Origin of the sequence: Nonlabens ulvanivorans (assembly GCF_032922765.1) — a bacterium.
In the GTDB taxonomy this organism is placed as follows: domain Bacteria; phylum Bacteroidota; class Bacteroidia; order Flavobacteriales; family Flavobacteriaceae; genus Nonlabens; species Nonlabens ulvanivorans.
Genome location: NZ_CP136694.1, coordinates 2520594 through 2536089, shown reverse-complemented (window position 1 = coordinate 2536089; position 15496 = coordinate 2520594). Strand labels below are relative to the sequence as shown.

Annotated in this window: 18 protein-coding genes; 16 read left to right on the top strand and 2 right to left on the bottom strand. The window is 35.8% G+C overall.

Annotation, left to right across the window (positions count from 1 at the left end; translation table 11 throughout):
* Positions 1 to 16: 16 nt before the first annotated feature.
* Positions 17 to 658: a peptidoglycan DD-metalloendopeptidase family protein gene (locus tag R1T42_RS11505; protein ID WP_317290421.1), complete on the bottom strand. Its 642-nt coding sequence runs from the start codon at positions 656 to 658 to the stop codon at positions 17 to 19.
* A gap of 123 nt (positions 659 to 781) precedes the next feature.
* On the opposite strand from R1T42_RS11505, the gene R1T42_RS11500 reads away from it, so the two are divergent.
* From R1T42_RS11500 to R1T42_RS11490, 3 genes are all read left to right on the top strand, one after another.
* Positions 782 to 1483: a CoA transferase subunit A gene (locus R1T42_RS11500; protein ID WP_317290420.1), complete on the top strand. Its 702-nt coding sequence runs from the start codon at positions 782 to 784 to the stop codon at positions 1481 to 1483.
* Positions 1484 to 1497: 14 nt separating this feature from the next.
* Complete coding sequence (locus R1T42_RS11495) at positions 1498 to 1773, top strand: four helix bundle protein (RefSeq protein WP_317290419.1); 276 nt, start codon at positions 1498 to 1500, stop codon at positions 1771 to 1773.
* A gap of 169 nt (positions 1774 to 1942) precedes the next feature.
* Entirely contained in the window at positions 1943 to 2596 is a 654-nt protein-coding gene (locus R1T42_RS11490) for a CoA transferase subunit B (protein ID WP_317290418.1), read from the top strand.
* A 67-nt stretch (positions 2597 to 2663) separates the two neighbouring features.
* Here R1T42_RS11490 and R1T42_RS11485 read toward each other — a convergent pair whose 3' ends face one another.
* Positions 2664 to 3707, bottom strand: coding sequence for a ferredoxin--NADP reductase (locus R1T42_RS11485; protein ID WP_317290417.1), 1044 nt, complete (start codon positions 3705 to 3707; stop codon positions 2664 to 2666).
* 93 nt (positions 3708 to 3800) lie between these two features.
* Between R1T42_RS11485 and R1T42_RS11480 the strand changes: the two genes are divergently transcribed.
* The 13 genes from R1T42_RS11480 to atpG all read left to right on the top strand — a co-directional run bounded on the left by R1T42_RS11480 (position 3801) and on the right by atpG (position 15454).
* Positions 3801 to 5285 carry a DUF5687 family protein gene (locus R1T42_RS11480; RefSeq protein WP_317290416.1) on the top strand — a complete coding sequence of 495 codons (1485 nt, stop codon included), beginning with the start codon at positions 3801 to 3803 and terminating at the stop codon, positions 5283 to 5285.
* A 74-nt stretch (positions 5286 to 5359) separates the two neighbouring features.
* Entirely contained in the window at positions 5360 to 6106 is a 747-nt protein-coding gene (locus tag R1T42_RS11475) for an ABC transporter ATP-binding protein (RefSeq protein WP_036583450.1), read from the top strand.
* Between the two features lie 11 nt (positions 6107 to 6117).
* Entirely contained in the window at positions 6118 to 6339 is a 222-nt protein-coding gene (locus R1T42_RS11470) for a hypothetical protein (protein ID WP_146128639.1), read from the top strand.
* Positions 6340 to 6364: 25 nt separating this feature from the next.
* Entirely contained in the window at positions 6365 to 6601 is a 237-nt protein-coding gene (locus tag R1T42_RS11465) for a hypothetical protein (RefSeq protein ID WP_042244995.1), read from the top strand.
* A 137-nt stretch (positions 6602 to 6738) separates the two neighbouring features.
* Positions 6739 to 9354 (top strand): type IX secretion system periplasmic lipoprotein PorW/SprE, encoded by a 2616-nt coding sequence (gene porW / locus R1T42_RS11460; RefSeq protein ID WP_317290415.1) that lies wholly within the window; start codon positions 6739 to 6741, stop codon positions 9352 to 9354.
* Between the two features lie 11 nt (positions 9355 to 9365).
* Positions 9366 to 9773 carry a bactofilin family protein gene (locus tag R1T42_RS11455; protein ID WP_036583460.1) on the top strand — a complete coding sequence of 136 codons (408 nt, stop codon included), beginning with the start codon at positions 9366 to 9368 and terminating at the stop codon, positions 9771 to 9773.
* Between the two features lie 29 nt (positions 9774 to 9802).
* On the top strand, positions 9803 to 10165 hold the full coding sequence (locus R1T42_RS11450; RefSeq protein WP_036583462.1) for a hypothetical protein: 363 nt from the start codon (positions 9803 to 9805) through the stop codon (positions 10163 to 10165).
* 124 nt (positions 10166 to 10289) lie between these two features.
* Entirely contained in the window at positions 10290 to 11480 is a 1191-nt protein-coding gene (gene atpB / locus R1T42_RS11445) for a F0F1 ATP synthase subunit A (protein ID WP_317290414.1), read from the top strand.
* Between the two features lie 32 nt (positions 11481 to 11512).
* Positions 11513 to 11713, top strand: coding sequence for an ATP synthase F0 subunit C (gene atpE, locus R1T42_RS11440; RefSeq protein ID WP_036583467.1), 201 nt, complete (start codon positions 11513 to 11515; stop codon positions 11711 to 11713).
* 87 nt (positions 11714 to 11800) lie between these two features.
* Complete coding sequence (locus R1T42_RS11435; RefSeq protein WP_036583470.1) at positions 11801 to 12298, top strand: F0F1 ATP synthase subunit B; 498 nt, start codon at positions 11801 to 11803, stop codon at positions 12296 to 12298.
* Between the two features lie 4 nt (positions 12299 to 12302).
* Positions 12303 to 12839 carry an ATP synthase F1 subunit delta gene (gene atpH, locus R1T42_RS11430; RefSeq protein WP_042244991.1) on the top strand — a complete coding sequence of 179 codons (537 nt, stop codon included), beginning with the start codon at positions 12303 to 12305 and terminating at the stop codon, positions 12837 to 12839.
* Positions 12840 to 12932: 93 nt separating this feature from the next.
* Positions 12933 to 14507, top strand: coding sequence for a F0F1 ATP synthase subunit alpha (gene atpA / locus R1T42_RS11425; RefSeq protein WP_036583473.1), 1575 nt, complete (start codon positions 12933 to 12935; stop codon positions 14505 to 14507).
* A gap of 71 nt (positions 14508 to 14578) precedes the next feature.
* The gene (atpG, locus tag R1T42_RS11420; RefSeq protein ID WP_317290413.1) at positions 14579 to 15454 is read left to right on the top strand and encodes an ATP synthase F1 subunit gamma; all 876 of its coding nucleotides are present in this window, start codon (positions 14579 to 14581) and stop codon (positions 15452 to 15454) included.
* Positions 15455 to 15496: the final 42 nt, after the last annotated feature.

Genomic DNA, 15496 nt, shown 5'->3' with positions numbered 1-15496 from the left:
TAAATATATAAAACCGTTAGTTAAAAATAAACGGATTAGGATCTAGAATCACATTTTCATAATTCGACAACTCTTCTTGTGCAGCAACACCAGGGAAATCGCCACGATAATCTCTCATATCTGTCATTACCTGAAAGTGTAGATGTGGCGAGTAACCACCATTTTCTTGTGGAGTTCCCAGAGTTGCTATTTTCTCGCTTTCGCGAAAGCGGAATCCAACTTCCCAACCTACCATATCACTAATGGATAGGTGTCCATATAGGCTGTAGATTTTTTGGCCATTCCAGTCATGTTCTAAAATTATGGTAGGACCATAATTACCAGCATCATCATTATGTTTAAAGGAGTGAATAACACCATCCATTACTGCATGAACACTAGTGCCGGCTGGTGCCCATAAATCGATTCCCATGTGTACATCTCGAGTAATTCCAGATTGAAAGCGAATATTTTTGCGATATAAGGCACGTTGTTCTAGATAACCACCATGGGCAACATAAGATTGATGTTCATCTCTTTTTTCTGCTAGATATTGTTCAAATACTGCGATATCACTCACATCATTTTTATCCCAAAATGAATTCTCAACAGATAAATTAATGGGGAAATAACCTTTGCTACCTACCGATGGATCAATAAGATGTCTTTTAATAATCATGCTGCACAGAATTTTTACTGCAATTTATGGAAATGATCAGAACACACGACTGCTTATTTTGGGTAGGTTTTGCTATTGATAACAATGAATTATTACTGTATTTTTAAGGCAAATAAAAGTTACATGATTAATAGAACGGTAAGTAGTGTAGAAGAAGCACTGGAAGGCGTTAAGAGTGGTATGACCTTTATGGTGGGCGGTTTTGGCCTATCTGGAATCCCGGAAAACAGTATTGCACAACTGGTAAAAACAGGTATTACTGATTTAACGTGTATATCTAATAATGCTGGAGTAGATGATTTTGGATTAGGTTTACTATTACAAGGGAAACAAATCAAAAAAATGATATCCTCTTATGTAGGAGAGAATGACGAGTTTGAAAGGCAAATGCTGAGTGGTGAACTTGAAGTAGATTTAATACCACAAGGAACACTGGCAGAGCGATGTAGAGCAGCACAAGCTGGAATTCCTGCGTTCTTTACTCCAGCTGGTTACGGTACTGAAGTAGCCGAAGGAAAAGAAGTAAGAGATTTTAAAGGGAAACCACATATTCTAGAACATGCATTTCAAGCAGATTTTGCTTTTGTAAAAGCATGGAAAGGTGATGAGGCTGGTAATCTTATTTTTAAAGGAACCGCTCGCAATTTTAATCCGGTAATGGCTGGTGCGGCAACAATCACGGTTGCTGAGGTTGAAGAACTAGTTCCTGCAGGAACTCTAGATCCTAACCAAATCCACATTCCAGGAATCTTTGTAAAACGTATTTTCCAAGGAGCTAAGTACGAAAAGAGAATTGAACAGAGAACCGTTAGACAGCGTGATTAATTTTTAATGTGCTGATGAGTAATAATAATGGTATGCAGAAAAATGTAATTTTAGAAAAATCGACAGAGTTTGCATTAGAAATTATTTCATTCACGGCAAATTTGAAAAAAGAAAAGCATTTTGAAATATCTAGTCAGTTATTTAGAAGTGGCACAAGCATAGGAGCAAACATTAACGAATCACAAAATGCTGAAAGTAGAAAGGACTTTGTTCATAAATTAAAAATCGCAGCAAAAAAGCTTCTGAAACGAGATATTGGCTATATCTATGCACGAAATCAGACAGCTTAATATCGCCTAAACCCGATTTGCTGAAACAGTTAGAAACAATTGAAAAACTATTATCTAGAATTATAGCCACTACTAAAAGTAGGATGTAACTCAGATAATTAATAATACCATTTTTGTGTTTATATAAAATTAACACATCATCATATTAACAAATTAGCACATTTACATTATGTTGACTAAAGAACAAATTGCACAAAGAATCGCAAAAGAGGTAAAAGACGGATATTACGTAAACCTAGGAATAGGAATCCCTACTCTAGTCGCAAACTATGTCCCGCAAGGAATAGACGTAGAATTTCAATCAGAGAATGGAGTATTAGGAATGGGACCTTTTCCTTTTGAAGGTGAAGAAGATGCCGATGTAATTAACGCAGGTAAACAAACCATTACCACATTACCAGGAGCGAGCTTTTTTGATAGTTCTATGAGTTTTGGGATGATTCGTGGGCAGCATGTAGATTTAACTATCCTAGGAGCCATGGAAGTTGCCGAAAATGGTGATATAGCCAACTGGAAAATACCAGGTAAAATGGTAAAAGGAATGGGCGGCGCCATGGACTTAGTAGCAAGCGCTGAAAACATCATCGTTGCCATGATGCATACCAATCGTGCTGGAGCTTCTAAATTATTAAAGAGATGTTCGCTTCCACTTACAGGAGTCAATTGTATTACTAAAGTAGTCACTAACATGGCTGTGATGGATGTGACTGATAAAGGATTTGTGCTTCTAGAACGAGCACCTGGTGTAAGTGTTGAAGATATAAAAGCTGCTACTGAAGGAAACTTAATTGTGGAAGGAGAAGTTCCTGAGATGGTGATATAATTGATTATTTCAAAAAATAAAAAAAGGGCAAACTCACGTTTGCCCTTTTTTATATTCTATTTTAAATCTACACCTCATCAAAATTAACTTTCACTTTAGCACTCGTCGGGTAAGCTTGACATGCTAGAGAAAGTCCTTCTGCAATCTCACTGTCTGTAAGGATGGCATTTTTGGCCATTTGAGCGCTGCCTTCTTCTATTTGACAAATACAAGAACTACAAATTCCGCCCTGACAGCTGTATGGCGCATCGATATCATTTTTAAGCATGACATCTAGCATGTTGTCACTGCGCTTCATTGTGAACGTGTGCTCTTCATCATCTAGGATTACGGTAACCTCAGTTAAATGTGAGTCTTCTGTGATTTCTATTTTATTCTCTTTAGTAGAAAAAAGCTCAAAGTGTATGTTTTCTTTAGCTATAATCTCTTTTTCTACAAGATTATCGGTCGTCATGCTGATCATGTCTTCTGGGCCACATAAATAAGCTTTTGCAAAAGCATAATCTGTACAATCCTGCTTCAAGAAAAAGTTTAAATTTCCTTTTGTGACGCGACCAAAAAGTTCGCCATCACGTTCTTCTCTAGAGAAACTATAACGTACGATAAAACGATCGCCATATTGATCTTGAAGATCATTAATTTGTTCAAAATAAATAGTTTGAGAAATACTTTGATTCCCATAAATAAGAGCAAACTTACTATCCGGTTCTGTTTCCAGTACCGTTTTTATAATAGAGATAATAGGTGTGATACCACTACCAGCAGCGACACCTAGGTAGGTTTGTGCATTTGTAGATTTTTCGTGAACAAAAAGCCCTTCTGGTGCAGCAACATCTAGTTGATCTCCAGCACGCAATGTCATGGCATAGTTAGAGAAGACTCCTTTTTCTACGGCTTTAACAACGACACTCCAGTGATTCTCGTGTGGTGCACTAGAAAGTGAATAAGCACGTCGTACTTCTTTACCATCTATAGCTGCTTTTAAGGTTAAATACTGACCAGATTGATAATTAAAATCTGAAACCAGTTCTTGTGGTATGTCAAATCTAATTTCTACGGCCTGTGGTGTGACCTTAGTAACTTGTTGTATAGTGAGTTTATGAAATTCCATGGGGCTACTTTTAACGGCTGCAAAAATAAGAAAGGAAAATTGACCTGTAACATTTTTACAACTTTTGTAACTAATACTTCAAATTCACTAACCATGATCAAAAAATTTATCAATCTAGAATGGAAAAGCTTCTTTAGAAGTGCAGCGTTCAAACAGAATCTAGCCATCAAGATTTTAATGGCCTTTGGGGCGTTATATTTTATAGTTGCTTTTGGAGCCCTAGGTGTAGGAAGCTATTTTATCATTGAAGAATTTATTGAAAAAGGTAAAATCGTTGCAGATAATCCTTTTCAAGTCGTGAACGGCTTTTTAATATACTGGGTTTTTGCAGACATAGGTTATCGATACATGCTTCAAAAAATGCCTGTTGCAAACATAAAACCCTTATTGTATTTGCCGTTTAAAAAAGGAAAGATTGTCAATTATGCACTAGGTAAAACTGTTATTTCCTTTTTTAATTTTTTACCAGCATTCTTTTTTATTCCTTTCAGCGTTGTTTTAATTGCGCAAGGTTATAGTGTTATAGGAGTTATAGGCTGGCATCTAGCGATGTTATTTATCACTCTAGCCGCTAATTTTCTTAATGTATTTATGAATAATATGGATAAAGTATTTTATCCAGTACTAGCGGTGATAGCAGGTTTAGGATTGTCCCAGTATTATGGTCTTTTTGACATCACTGCATATACAGGTCCTATGTTTATGTTCTTTTATGAAAACGCTTGGGCATTTATAATACCACTATTATTATTCATAGTGACTACATATTATGCATACCACTACTTTATCAAACAATTATACCTAGATGAAGGGTTAAAAGCTGTTGCAAAAGAAGCTACCACAGAGGATTTAAGTTTTTTAGACCGCTTCGGTAAACTATCTACTTATCTAAAGAACGACATTAAACTTATTAAAAGAAACAAGCGTGCAAAAATGACCTTTATCATGGGCTTCTTCTTTGTCCTTTATGGATTGTTTTTCATGAATGATCTATATTCTAGTATTAATGGTATGAAGGTTTTTGCAGGACTGTTTTGTACCGGTGGATTTTTATTCAGCTTTGGTGGATTAGTGCCTAGCTGGGATAGTAGTTATTATAAATTAATGATGTCGCAAAATATTCCCTACAGAGAGTTTTTGCTTAGCAAATGGTGGCTTATGGTCGCAGCGACTGTGGTAAGCACGTTACTGTGTACGTTCTACTTATACTTTGGTCTAGACTGGTGGTTCGGGATGCTCGCAGGTGCTGTTTATAACATTGGCTTTAATAGTTCAGTGGTTTTATGGGGTGGCGCATTTGTAAAAACACCTATAGATTTAATGACGACTAAAAAAGCCTTTGGTGATTCTAAGGCGTTTAATGCAAAAACACTTTTATTGTTAATTCCAAAACTAGTACTACCAGTGGTGATTTACTACGCATTTGCGTTAACTATAAATGAGTCAGCTGGATTTATAGCTATTGCAGCGACTGGAGTGTTAGGATTGCTTTTCAGAAATAAGATTTTTGATATGATAGAAGACATTTATAAAAACGAGAAGTACGACACGATAGCCGCTTATTCTCAGAAAAACTAAGAGAAGAGCATTAATTAGATATAATACGCTTTCGCGAAAGCGTCATTACCACAACAATAAAGAACACAACTATTATGATTACTATAAATAACCTTTCAAAACAATATAACGGTACTAAAGTTCTAGACATCGAAAGCCTTGAAATTCCTAAGGGACAGGCTATAGGTCTAGTTGGAAATAACGGTGCTGGTAAAACGACCTTGTTTTCATTATTACTAGATTTAATTCAACCATCTAGTGGTCATATCGTTTCTAATGATGTGAGAATCGACCAAAGTGAGGACTGGAAACCATTTACTAGTGCTTTTATAGATGAGAGTTTTTTGATAGGTTACCTTACTCCAGAAGAGTATTTTTATTTCATCGGTGAGTTGCGCGGACAGAACAAAGCAGATATCGATGCGCTCATCGCTAGCTACAGTGATTTCTTTAACGGTGAAGCTGTAGGTCAAAAAAAATACTTGCGTGACCTATCAAAAGGTAACCAGAAAAAAGTAGGTATCGTCGCAGCTTTAATAGGAAAACCACAAGTTGTGATATTAGATGAGCCATTTGCAAACCTAGATCCATCTACACAAATCAGGTTAAAGAAGATTATTAAAGATCTTGCAAATGATCCAGAAGTAACGGTTTTAGTATCTAGTCATGATTTAATACATGTTACAGAGGTTGCACAAAGAGTGGTGTTACTGGAGAAAGGAAGAGTCGTAAAAGATATTGAGAAAAGCAGTGCTACTTTTAAAGAATTAGAAGACTATTTTATTGGTATATCAGAAATTCATGCGCCAGTTGCTACTGTGTTAACTGAAGAAGAAGAATAATGATGAATGCTATGATAAAAATGTACGTGATTCATGTAGTAATTTTTATAGCTATTTTCTTTATAGCACGATATATCATATCACAGTATGTAGTGGATCCAACTTTCTGGATTACAGTAATCCCAGTGGCATGTGGTTGGTTACTTGCACCAAAGCCTCATGTAGAAGAGCATCAATCTGGTAAGCAATATGGTTTAAGAATCGTGTTTTCAAATAAGATTATCAAGTTGTAGTTATCTTTGCATTAAAATTGAAGTCATGAGTGCCAAAATTAAAATGTATCTAGTCTATGGTGTTGTGTTTTTAGCATTGTTTCTAGGGTTATGGGTTTTATCTGGGTATATGTTTGAACCAGACAGCACTATGCGTAAATTAACTCCTATAGTAGCTTCAATTATTCTGTCTCCTAAACCACATGTAGTAGAAGCTCAATCAGGAAGGCAGTATGGATTGAAGAGTCTTTTCTCAAAAAAAATCTACTGGTTTAAAGATTAATTATACTCTTATTGTTCGGTTGATAACTTCCATTTGGTCATTTTCTTAGTTAAGGGATAAAAAATCCTTATTTTTACGACCTTTCACAATATCTATGCTGTTTAAGCAGTTATGATAGCTAGATAAAAAAGGAGCTTTTGAGAACCACACTTATTAACATTTTAACGTTTTTACTTCTACTAGTCATAGTCACTAGTTGTAGTCGTAAAAAAAACTCATTTGTAAGTCGCAATCTACACGCGGTTGGAACTGAGTATAACGTACTTTATAATGGTGATCTCGCCTTGCAAGCTGGACTAGATGAACTAGAAGCAACATATAACGAGGACTATTGGGATATCTTACCGGTAGAACGTATGCAATTAAAGCAAGAGGTATTTCTTCCAGGACAGAAACCGGCAAATCCTAATTTTGAAAGAGCCGAAGAGAAAGCTGTAAAAGCAGTTCAGAAACACTCGATTTTTGTTAATGAAGAAGAGTTCAATCCGCAAGTTGATGATGCTTACTTATTGCTAGGTAAAGCTAGGTACTACGACCAGAGATTTGTCCCAGCGTTAGAGGCATTTAATTACATCTTGCAATTCATGCCAGAAAGTGATCAACTTAATCAGGCAAAAATATGGCGTGAGCGCACTAATATGCGCTTAGAGAATAACGAAACTGCCATCATTAATCTTACTAAATTACTTAAAGAAGAAAGTGAGATTATAGAAAATGAAGATTTAGCAAATGCAAATGCGACACTTTCTCAAGCCTTTTTAAACTTAGAACAAATAGATAGCGCATTGATTTACATGAATCGTGCAGCAAATCTCACTAAGAATAAAGAAACCATCGCTCGCTATAAATTTATAGCAGGACAGCTTTTTGCAAAGGCAGGAGAGAGAGACAGTGCCTTTGTAAAGTTTGATCAAATCATAGAAATGCATCGCAAGGTGCCACGTCGCTATTATGTGCATTCATTTATTGAAAAAATAAAACTCTTTGATAATAGTACTGATAGTGAAGTATTATTGTTAGAAACTTTAAATGACCTAGAAGAAAATCGTGAGAATCGCCCATGGTTAGACCATATTTATTCTCGCAAGGCGATATACTTTGAGAATAGAGATTCACTCAACGATGCGGTAACCTATTATAATCTATCACTAAGGGCAAAAGGTGGAACAGATCAATACTTGCGAGGTAATAATTATAGTGCATTAGGTAAAATAAGTTTCAACCAGAATAAATATGCTGCAGCAGGTAAATATTATGACAGTGCCATGGTTAGTTATGTTGAGCGCAGCCCAGAGCATCGATTGGTAAAAAAGAAAAGAGATAATCTAGAAGATGTTATTCTTTATGAAGAAAGGTGTCGCAGCGCAGACAGTATTTTTAATGTGTTGGACATGTCTACTGATCAACAAATCGCTTATTATAACGAGTACATTGCAAAATTAAAAGCAGAGGAAGAGCGACTAGCAAAACTTGCTGAAGTTGAAGCATTAAAAGAAGCTCAAAATCAAAATGCATTTCAAACCATACAAAATAATAAGACGACTAAGCGAGGTAACGCAGGACCGGCTTTTGGCCCTATAGGCGGTGCACCTTCAACACCTACACTTTCAGGTACTCCTACATTTTACTTCTATAATCCACAAACCGTTGCTCGTGGAAAGCAAGATTTCCGTAGAAAATGGGGGAAACGTAAATTAGAAAATAACTGGAGACGCAAGAATAAAAAAGATGATGGTGGTGGCGAGATTGTTATAGAAGAAGATGAAGCACTCGTAGAAGAAGAGGTAAGGCCAGAGTTTACTCCAGAGTTTTATATCGATCAATTACCAGAAGGGATGAGTGTGCTAGATAGTATTGCAAGCGCTCGTAACTTTGCATATTACCAGCTAGGTGTTATTTATAAAGAGAAATTTAAGCGCAATGATTTAGCAATAAGTCGTTTAGAAAATCTAATTGCTTTTGAACCTGCTGAAAAACTGTTGCTTCCAGGATTATACAATTTATACCTTATATATAATGAGAGTGGCGCTTTCGCGAAAGCGGATACATACAAAAGCCGTATCATTAATGAATTCCCAGATACTAGATATGCACAGATTTTATTGAATCCAGACGCGAAAATAGAAGATAATGCTAGTCCTAGCGCTGTATATAAAAGACTATACAAAGAATACGAGAAAGGCAATTATGAAATCGTGGTCACTAATGTAGAAAGATATGTTACCTTATTTAACGGTGATCCTATTGTACCTAGATTAGAATTATTGAAAGCTTTTGCCGCAGGAAGATTGTATGGTTTCAAAGAGTACAAACGAGGAATCGATTTTGTCGCTCTTAACTTTCCTAATACTGAAGTTGGGAAAAGTGCACAGAAGTTAGTATTAGAGGCAGAAAAACTTAAAATAGCCGAGGCTTTTATGCCAGAGCAAGGTCTTTCTGATTTTAAATTAATATATCGCATTGAGAAAACTAATTATCAAAAGTTAGAACAGCTTAAAGATCAATTAGAAAAGGCCATTGAACAAGAGAAATATGGTTTTACAGTGTCTGTAGATGTATATAATCCACAAGAAAATTTAATTGTTGTTCATGGATTAACTTCAAAACTAGGTAGTCGTGGATTAGGAGACTTTATGGCTAATCCTAGCAATGGTTTTAATATCAGCGACACAGCAATACCTATTGCAACAGAAAATTATAAAATCATACAGGTGTATAAAAGCCTGGATGATTATGAAAAAGAAATGCTTTAAACACATTAAATATGTTTAACGATAAGAAAGGTTCAAAAAAAGGACAAATGGAAGCAGGAAAATCGCAAAATAGAATAAGTCACGGTACGGTGATAGAAGGAGATATAACTAGTCAAGGTGGTTTTAGAATTGATGGTACCATCAATGGAACTTTACAAACACCTGCGAAAGTCGTTATCGGTAAAGATGGATCAATTAATGGATCTCTAGAATGTGGAAATGCAGATATAGAAGGAAATTTTAAAGGAAAACTATCAGTTACTGGTCTATTAACTTTAAAATCTAGTGCTGTAATTGACGGTGAAGTAGTAATTTCTAAATTAGCTGTAGAACCAGGCGCAACCTTTAATGCGACCTGTTCTATGAATACTGGAGTAAAAAACTTGAGCGACAGTAATAAAAAAGGTAAAACAGCATAGACTTATATAATAGTCACATCTCATTATAAATGAATTTTTACCTCAAGACCTTTTTGTTGCTGTTATTATTGTCACTTTCTATTTTTGGAATACATTATTTAATAGTAGATCATCCGACTATTCCGTTATGGAAAACTTATAGTTTTCTTGGTGTTGCAGCTTTTATTACAGTTAGCGCATTAAAATACGTCTTCGGATTAGTACCAGATAAGCTAGGATTTGCTTTTTTAGCACTGGTTTTTATAAAGTTTGGAATTGTCCTAATTATGTTTCCAGAATTGATAACTGGACCTAGCTTATCAAAAGTTGAGGTATTAGGCTTTTTAATTCCTTATTTTATCTTTTTGTTTTTAGAAGCTGCAATAGTTATTAAGTGGCTTAATCAGAATTAATTGGCAGCTTTAAAAAACTTTAAAAAGCAGTAAAAAATTAACTTTTAAAAGCTCGCTTTTTACACGTTTTTTTGTCATACATTTGCACCCGAATTAAGAGACCTAACTTTTTAAGGTGATTTACATGTATAGAGCGTACTTTAAAATAGCTTTTTTTGCTTTGATCTTTACAGCTTTTGCGACAGCACAAGCTCAAGAACATAATGGTGATTATGCCTTTGATGATGAAATAGAATCAGATGGCGGTAAAGTGAATACAAAAGAAGAAATCGATTCTTATATCGATCATCACTTAAAAGATTCACATGACTTCCATTTATTCTCATATTCAGATGATGCTGGAGTAAGAAAACATGTTGGTTTTTCTTTGCCTGTTATTGTTTGGTCTAGTGAAGGTTTAAAATTCTTTATGTCTTCAAAGTTTCATCACGATGATGATGGGAAAGTATTAGTAAAAGCTGGCGATGCCACATTTACAAAACTGCACAGTAAGATATATGAGTTAGATAGTGGTGCTACTGCAATTAATTTTGATGCAGATCATCACCCTACTAATGCTCATAGAGTATTTGATATGTCTATTACAAAGTCTGTTTTTGGACTTATATTAATAGGTCTATTAATGCTACTAGTTTTTGGTGCATTAGCAAAGCAGTACAAGACTAAAAAGATCCCTACTGGATTTGGTCGTGTATTAGAACCGTTAGTGTTATATGTAAGAGATGAGATTGCACGTCCTAATATAGGTGAGACTAAGTATAGAAAATTCATGGGGTATTTATTAACCGTGTTTTTCTTAATCTGGATAAGTAACCTTTTAGGGTTAACACCATTTGGGTTTAACATCACGGGACAAATAGCGGTAACCGTATGTCTTGCTTTATTTACATTTATTATTGTACAATTTAGTGGTAATAAAGATTACTGGATGCATATTTTCTGGATGCCAGGCGTTCCAGTATTAATGAAAATAGCTTTAATACCTATTGAGTTAATAGGCCTGCTTACAAAGCCATTCTCACTTCTTGTACGTTTATTTGCAAACATTACAGCTGGTCACGTTGTAGTCATGGGTCTTATTGCCTTAATGATTACGCTTAAAGCACAGTTCGGTATAGTAGGTTCGACAGGACTTTCTATATTCCTTACCTTGTTCTTATCAGTTATAGAATTATTAGTAGCCTTTTTACAGGCATTTATCTTTACAATGTTATCTGCCTTATTTATAGGGATGGCAGTTGCAGAGCATGATCATCACGAGCATGCTGGCACTGAAGAGGACGACATCGACGAGGTAAGAGAACGTTTTATTTAATTTTTTTTGTTTAATTTTTAATACCCATTATCATGGAAACAGCTTATAATTTAATTGGTGCAGGTCTTATCGTTATCGGTGGTGGTATCGGTCTTGGTCAAATTGGTGGAAAAGCAATGGAAGCTATTGCTCGTCAACCAGAAGCAGCTGGAAAGATCCAAACTGCGATGATTATTATCGGTGCACTTCTTGAAGGACTTGCATTTGGAGCTCTTTTATTAGGTAAAAACTAATAAGAGTTCAAAAAACAAACAGTTCTTGCAACGGTTGGTTGTAAGAACTGTTTAACTATTAAATTTTAAACACAACAACATTTTATTATGTTAGATTTAATTAATGATTTTTCGCCAGGCTTGTTTTTCATGCAAGCACTTATCCTTATCATCTTAATTGTATTGATGAGAAAATTTGCATGGAAACCTATTCTTAACGCTCTTTCTGAAAGAGAAGAAGGAATTGCTGAAGCACTAGCTGCTGCAGAAAATGCAAAAATAGAAATGGCTAATCTTGAAGCTTCTAATCAAGCTGCCGCACAAGAGGCTCGTGCTCAAAGAGACGAGATGCTTAAAGATGCACGTGAGATTAAAGAGAAGATGATTGCAGATGCTGCAGGTCAAGCTCAAGAAAAAGCAGATAAAATTATAGCTCAAGCTCAAGAAGCAATTGAAGCAGAGAAGAAAGCAGCACTTGCAGATATCAAATCTCAAGTAGCTGATCTATCTGTAGACATAGCAGAAAAAGTGACACGTAAAGAACTTTCTCAGAAAGATGCACAACATGCACTTATCGAGCAATTACTAGCCGAAGCAAATATCTAAGAACATGAAATTATCTAGAGCTGCATCCCGATACGCAAATGCTATTCTTAGTCTAGCAATAGATAAGAGTGAAGCTATCGCTGTAAATGAAGAAATGAAGACTATTCTAGTTACTCTTAACGGTAATAAAGAATTACGTGACTTCATGAGCAGTCCGTTAATCAAATCAGAACAGAAACGTGGCGCATTACGTCAGGTTTTTAAAGATGCAGGTGCAATCACAATGGGATCTTTTGATCTGTTAGTAGATAATAAGCGTGCAGATATATTAATGGATGTCGCTACAAAGTATATTTTACTTTTTGAAGAAATGAATAAGCGTGAGATTGCTACAGTAACAACTGCTGTTGAAATCACTGCTGATTTAGAACAAAAAGTGCTAGCAAAAGCAAAAGCGCTTGCTGGTAAAGACATTACATTAGAGAAAAAAGTTGATGAATCTATACTAGGAGGATTTATTCTTAGAGTAGGTGATCAAGAAATCAATGCTAGTGTAGCAAACAAATTAGGACAATTAAAAAGAACATTTGCTACTAGATAGTAAATGTGTTTTAAAATTCCGCTTTCGCGAAAGCGTATTTAATTAAGAATAAATGGTCATTACGACCTATTTGATAAGAATAAAAACAAGAACATGGCAGAAGTAAATCCAGCAGAAGTATCTGCAATACTTAAGCAACAATTATCAGGTTTTGATGCAACTGCATCACTTGATGAAGTGGGAACCGTACTTACAGTAGGTGATGGTATCGCACGTGTTTACGGTCTTTCTAACGCCCAATATGGTGAACTAGTTGCGTTTACATCTGGGATTGAAGGTATCGTTCTTAACCTAGAAGAAGATAATGTAGGTGTGGTACTTTTAGGCCCATCAACAGGTATCGCTGAAGGTGACACTGTGAAACGTACACAACGTATCGCATCTCTTAAAGTAGGTGAAGGTATTGTAGGTCGTGTAGTAAATACATTAGGTGAGCCTATCGATGGTAAAGGTGCTATTGAAGGTGACTTATATGAAATGCCTCTAGAGCGCAAAGCTCCTGGAGTTGTTTTCCGTCAACCAGTAACTGAGCCATTACAGACAGGTATTAAGTCTATCGACGCGATGATTCCTGTAGGTCGTGGACAACGTGAACTTGTAATTGGTGACCGTCAAACAGGTAAAACTACTGTTTGTATTGACACGATTCTTAACCAAAAAGAATTTTACGATGCTGGTGAGCCAGTATATTGTATATATGTAGCTATCGGACAAAAAGCGTCTACAGTTGCAAACATTGCAAAAGTACTTGAAGAAAAAGGTGCTCTTGCTTATACTACAATTGTTGCAGCAAATGCATCTGACCCAGCAGCAATGCAGGTTTATGCACCATTTGCTGGAGCATCGATAGGTGAGTACTTCCGTGATACTGGTCGTCCTGCACTTATTATTTATGATGATTTATCTAAGCAAGCTGTTGCTTACCGTGAGATCTCTCTACTTTTACGTCGTCCACCAGGACGTGAGGCGTATCCTGGAGATGTATTCTTCCTTCACTCAAGATTGTTGGAGCGTGCAGCAAAGGTTATTGCAGATGATGAAATCGCAAAAAACATGAACGACCTGCCAGATAGTTTGAAACCTATCGTTAAAGGTGGTGGATCTCTTACTGCACTTCCTATTATTGAAACACAAGCTGGTGATGTATCGGCTTATATTCCTACTAACGTAATTTCGATTACAGATGGACAGATTTTCCTAGATGGTGATTTATTCAACTCTGGTGTACGTCCTGCTATTAACGTTGGTATTTCAGTATCACGTGTTGGTGGATCTGCACAGATTAAGTCTATGAAAAAAGTATCTGGTACTTTAAAATTAGACCAGGCAGCTTTCCGTGAACTTGAAGCATTTGCAAAGTTCGGTTCTGACCTTGATGCAACTACACTAGGTGTTATTGAAAAAGGAAAGAGAAACGTTGAGATATTAAAGCAAGCAGAAAATGATCCTTACACTGTTGAAGATCAGATTGCAATTATCTATGCAGGTTCTAAGAACTTGTTGAAAAACGTTCCTGTTGAAAAAGTAAAAGAATTTGAAAGAGACTTTATAGAATTACTTAATGCAAAGCATAGAGGAACTCTAGATACTCTTAAAGCTGGAAAACTTACTGATGAAGTGATTGATACACTTACAGCAGTAGCAAAAGATCTTTCTAGTAGATACTAAGAACTTAGAGATCAGAGATGAGAAACATAGTTTCTTATCTCTGACTTCTAACCTCTAACTTCTAACAAATTATGGCGAATCTTAAAGAAATAAGAAACAGAATTTCATCAGTATCTTCTACCATGCAGATTACATCTGCTATGAAGATGGTGAGTGCAGCAAAGCTTAAAAAAGCACAAGATGCTATTACAGCAATGCGTCCTTATTCTGATAAGCTTACTGAGATTTTACAGAGTCTAAGCTCTACCTTAGAAGGTGAAGCTGGAAGTAAATTTGCAGAGCAACGTGATGTAAAAAAAGCCTTAGTTGTCGCTATTACTTCTAATCGTGGTCTTGCAGGTGCTTTTAACTCTAATATTATTAAAGAATTGATTCGTTTGAATCAAGAAGATTTGAAAGGTATCGCTGTTTCTTACATGACTATAGGTAAGAAGGCAAACGATTTTGCAAAGAAGACCGATAATATTATCTCAAACAAGAGTGATCTTTTTGATGACATATCCTTTGATAATGTTGCTCTAATTGCTGAAGAGTTGATGGAGCTGTTTGTAACAGGTGAATTTGATAAAATTGTTTTAGTATATAACAGTTTTAAAAATGCTGCTACTCAAATTATAATGACTGAAGATTTCTTGCCGCTTAAACCAGTAGCAAAGGATGAAGCAGCTATTGAAACTCAAAAAGAGCTAGATTACATTTTTGAGCCTTCTAAGGAAGAAATCATTGAAGAGTTAATACCTAAGTCTTTAAAGATGCAATTGTACAAAGGAGTGCGTGATTCTTGGGCTAGTGAGCACGGTGCACGTATGACTGCAATGCATAAAGCAACAGATAACGCAACAGAACTTAGAGATCAGTTGAAGTTAACTTATAATAAAGCACGTCAGGCTGCGATTACTAACGAGATCTTAGAGATCGTAGGTGGAGCAGAGGCCTTAGAAAATTAAATCGCAGTCAATTGGACTAATATTTAAGCACTCTTTTTAGAA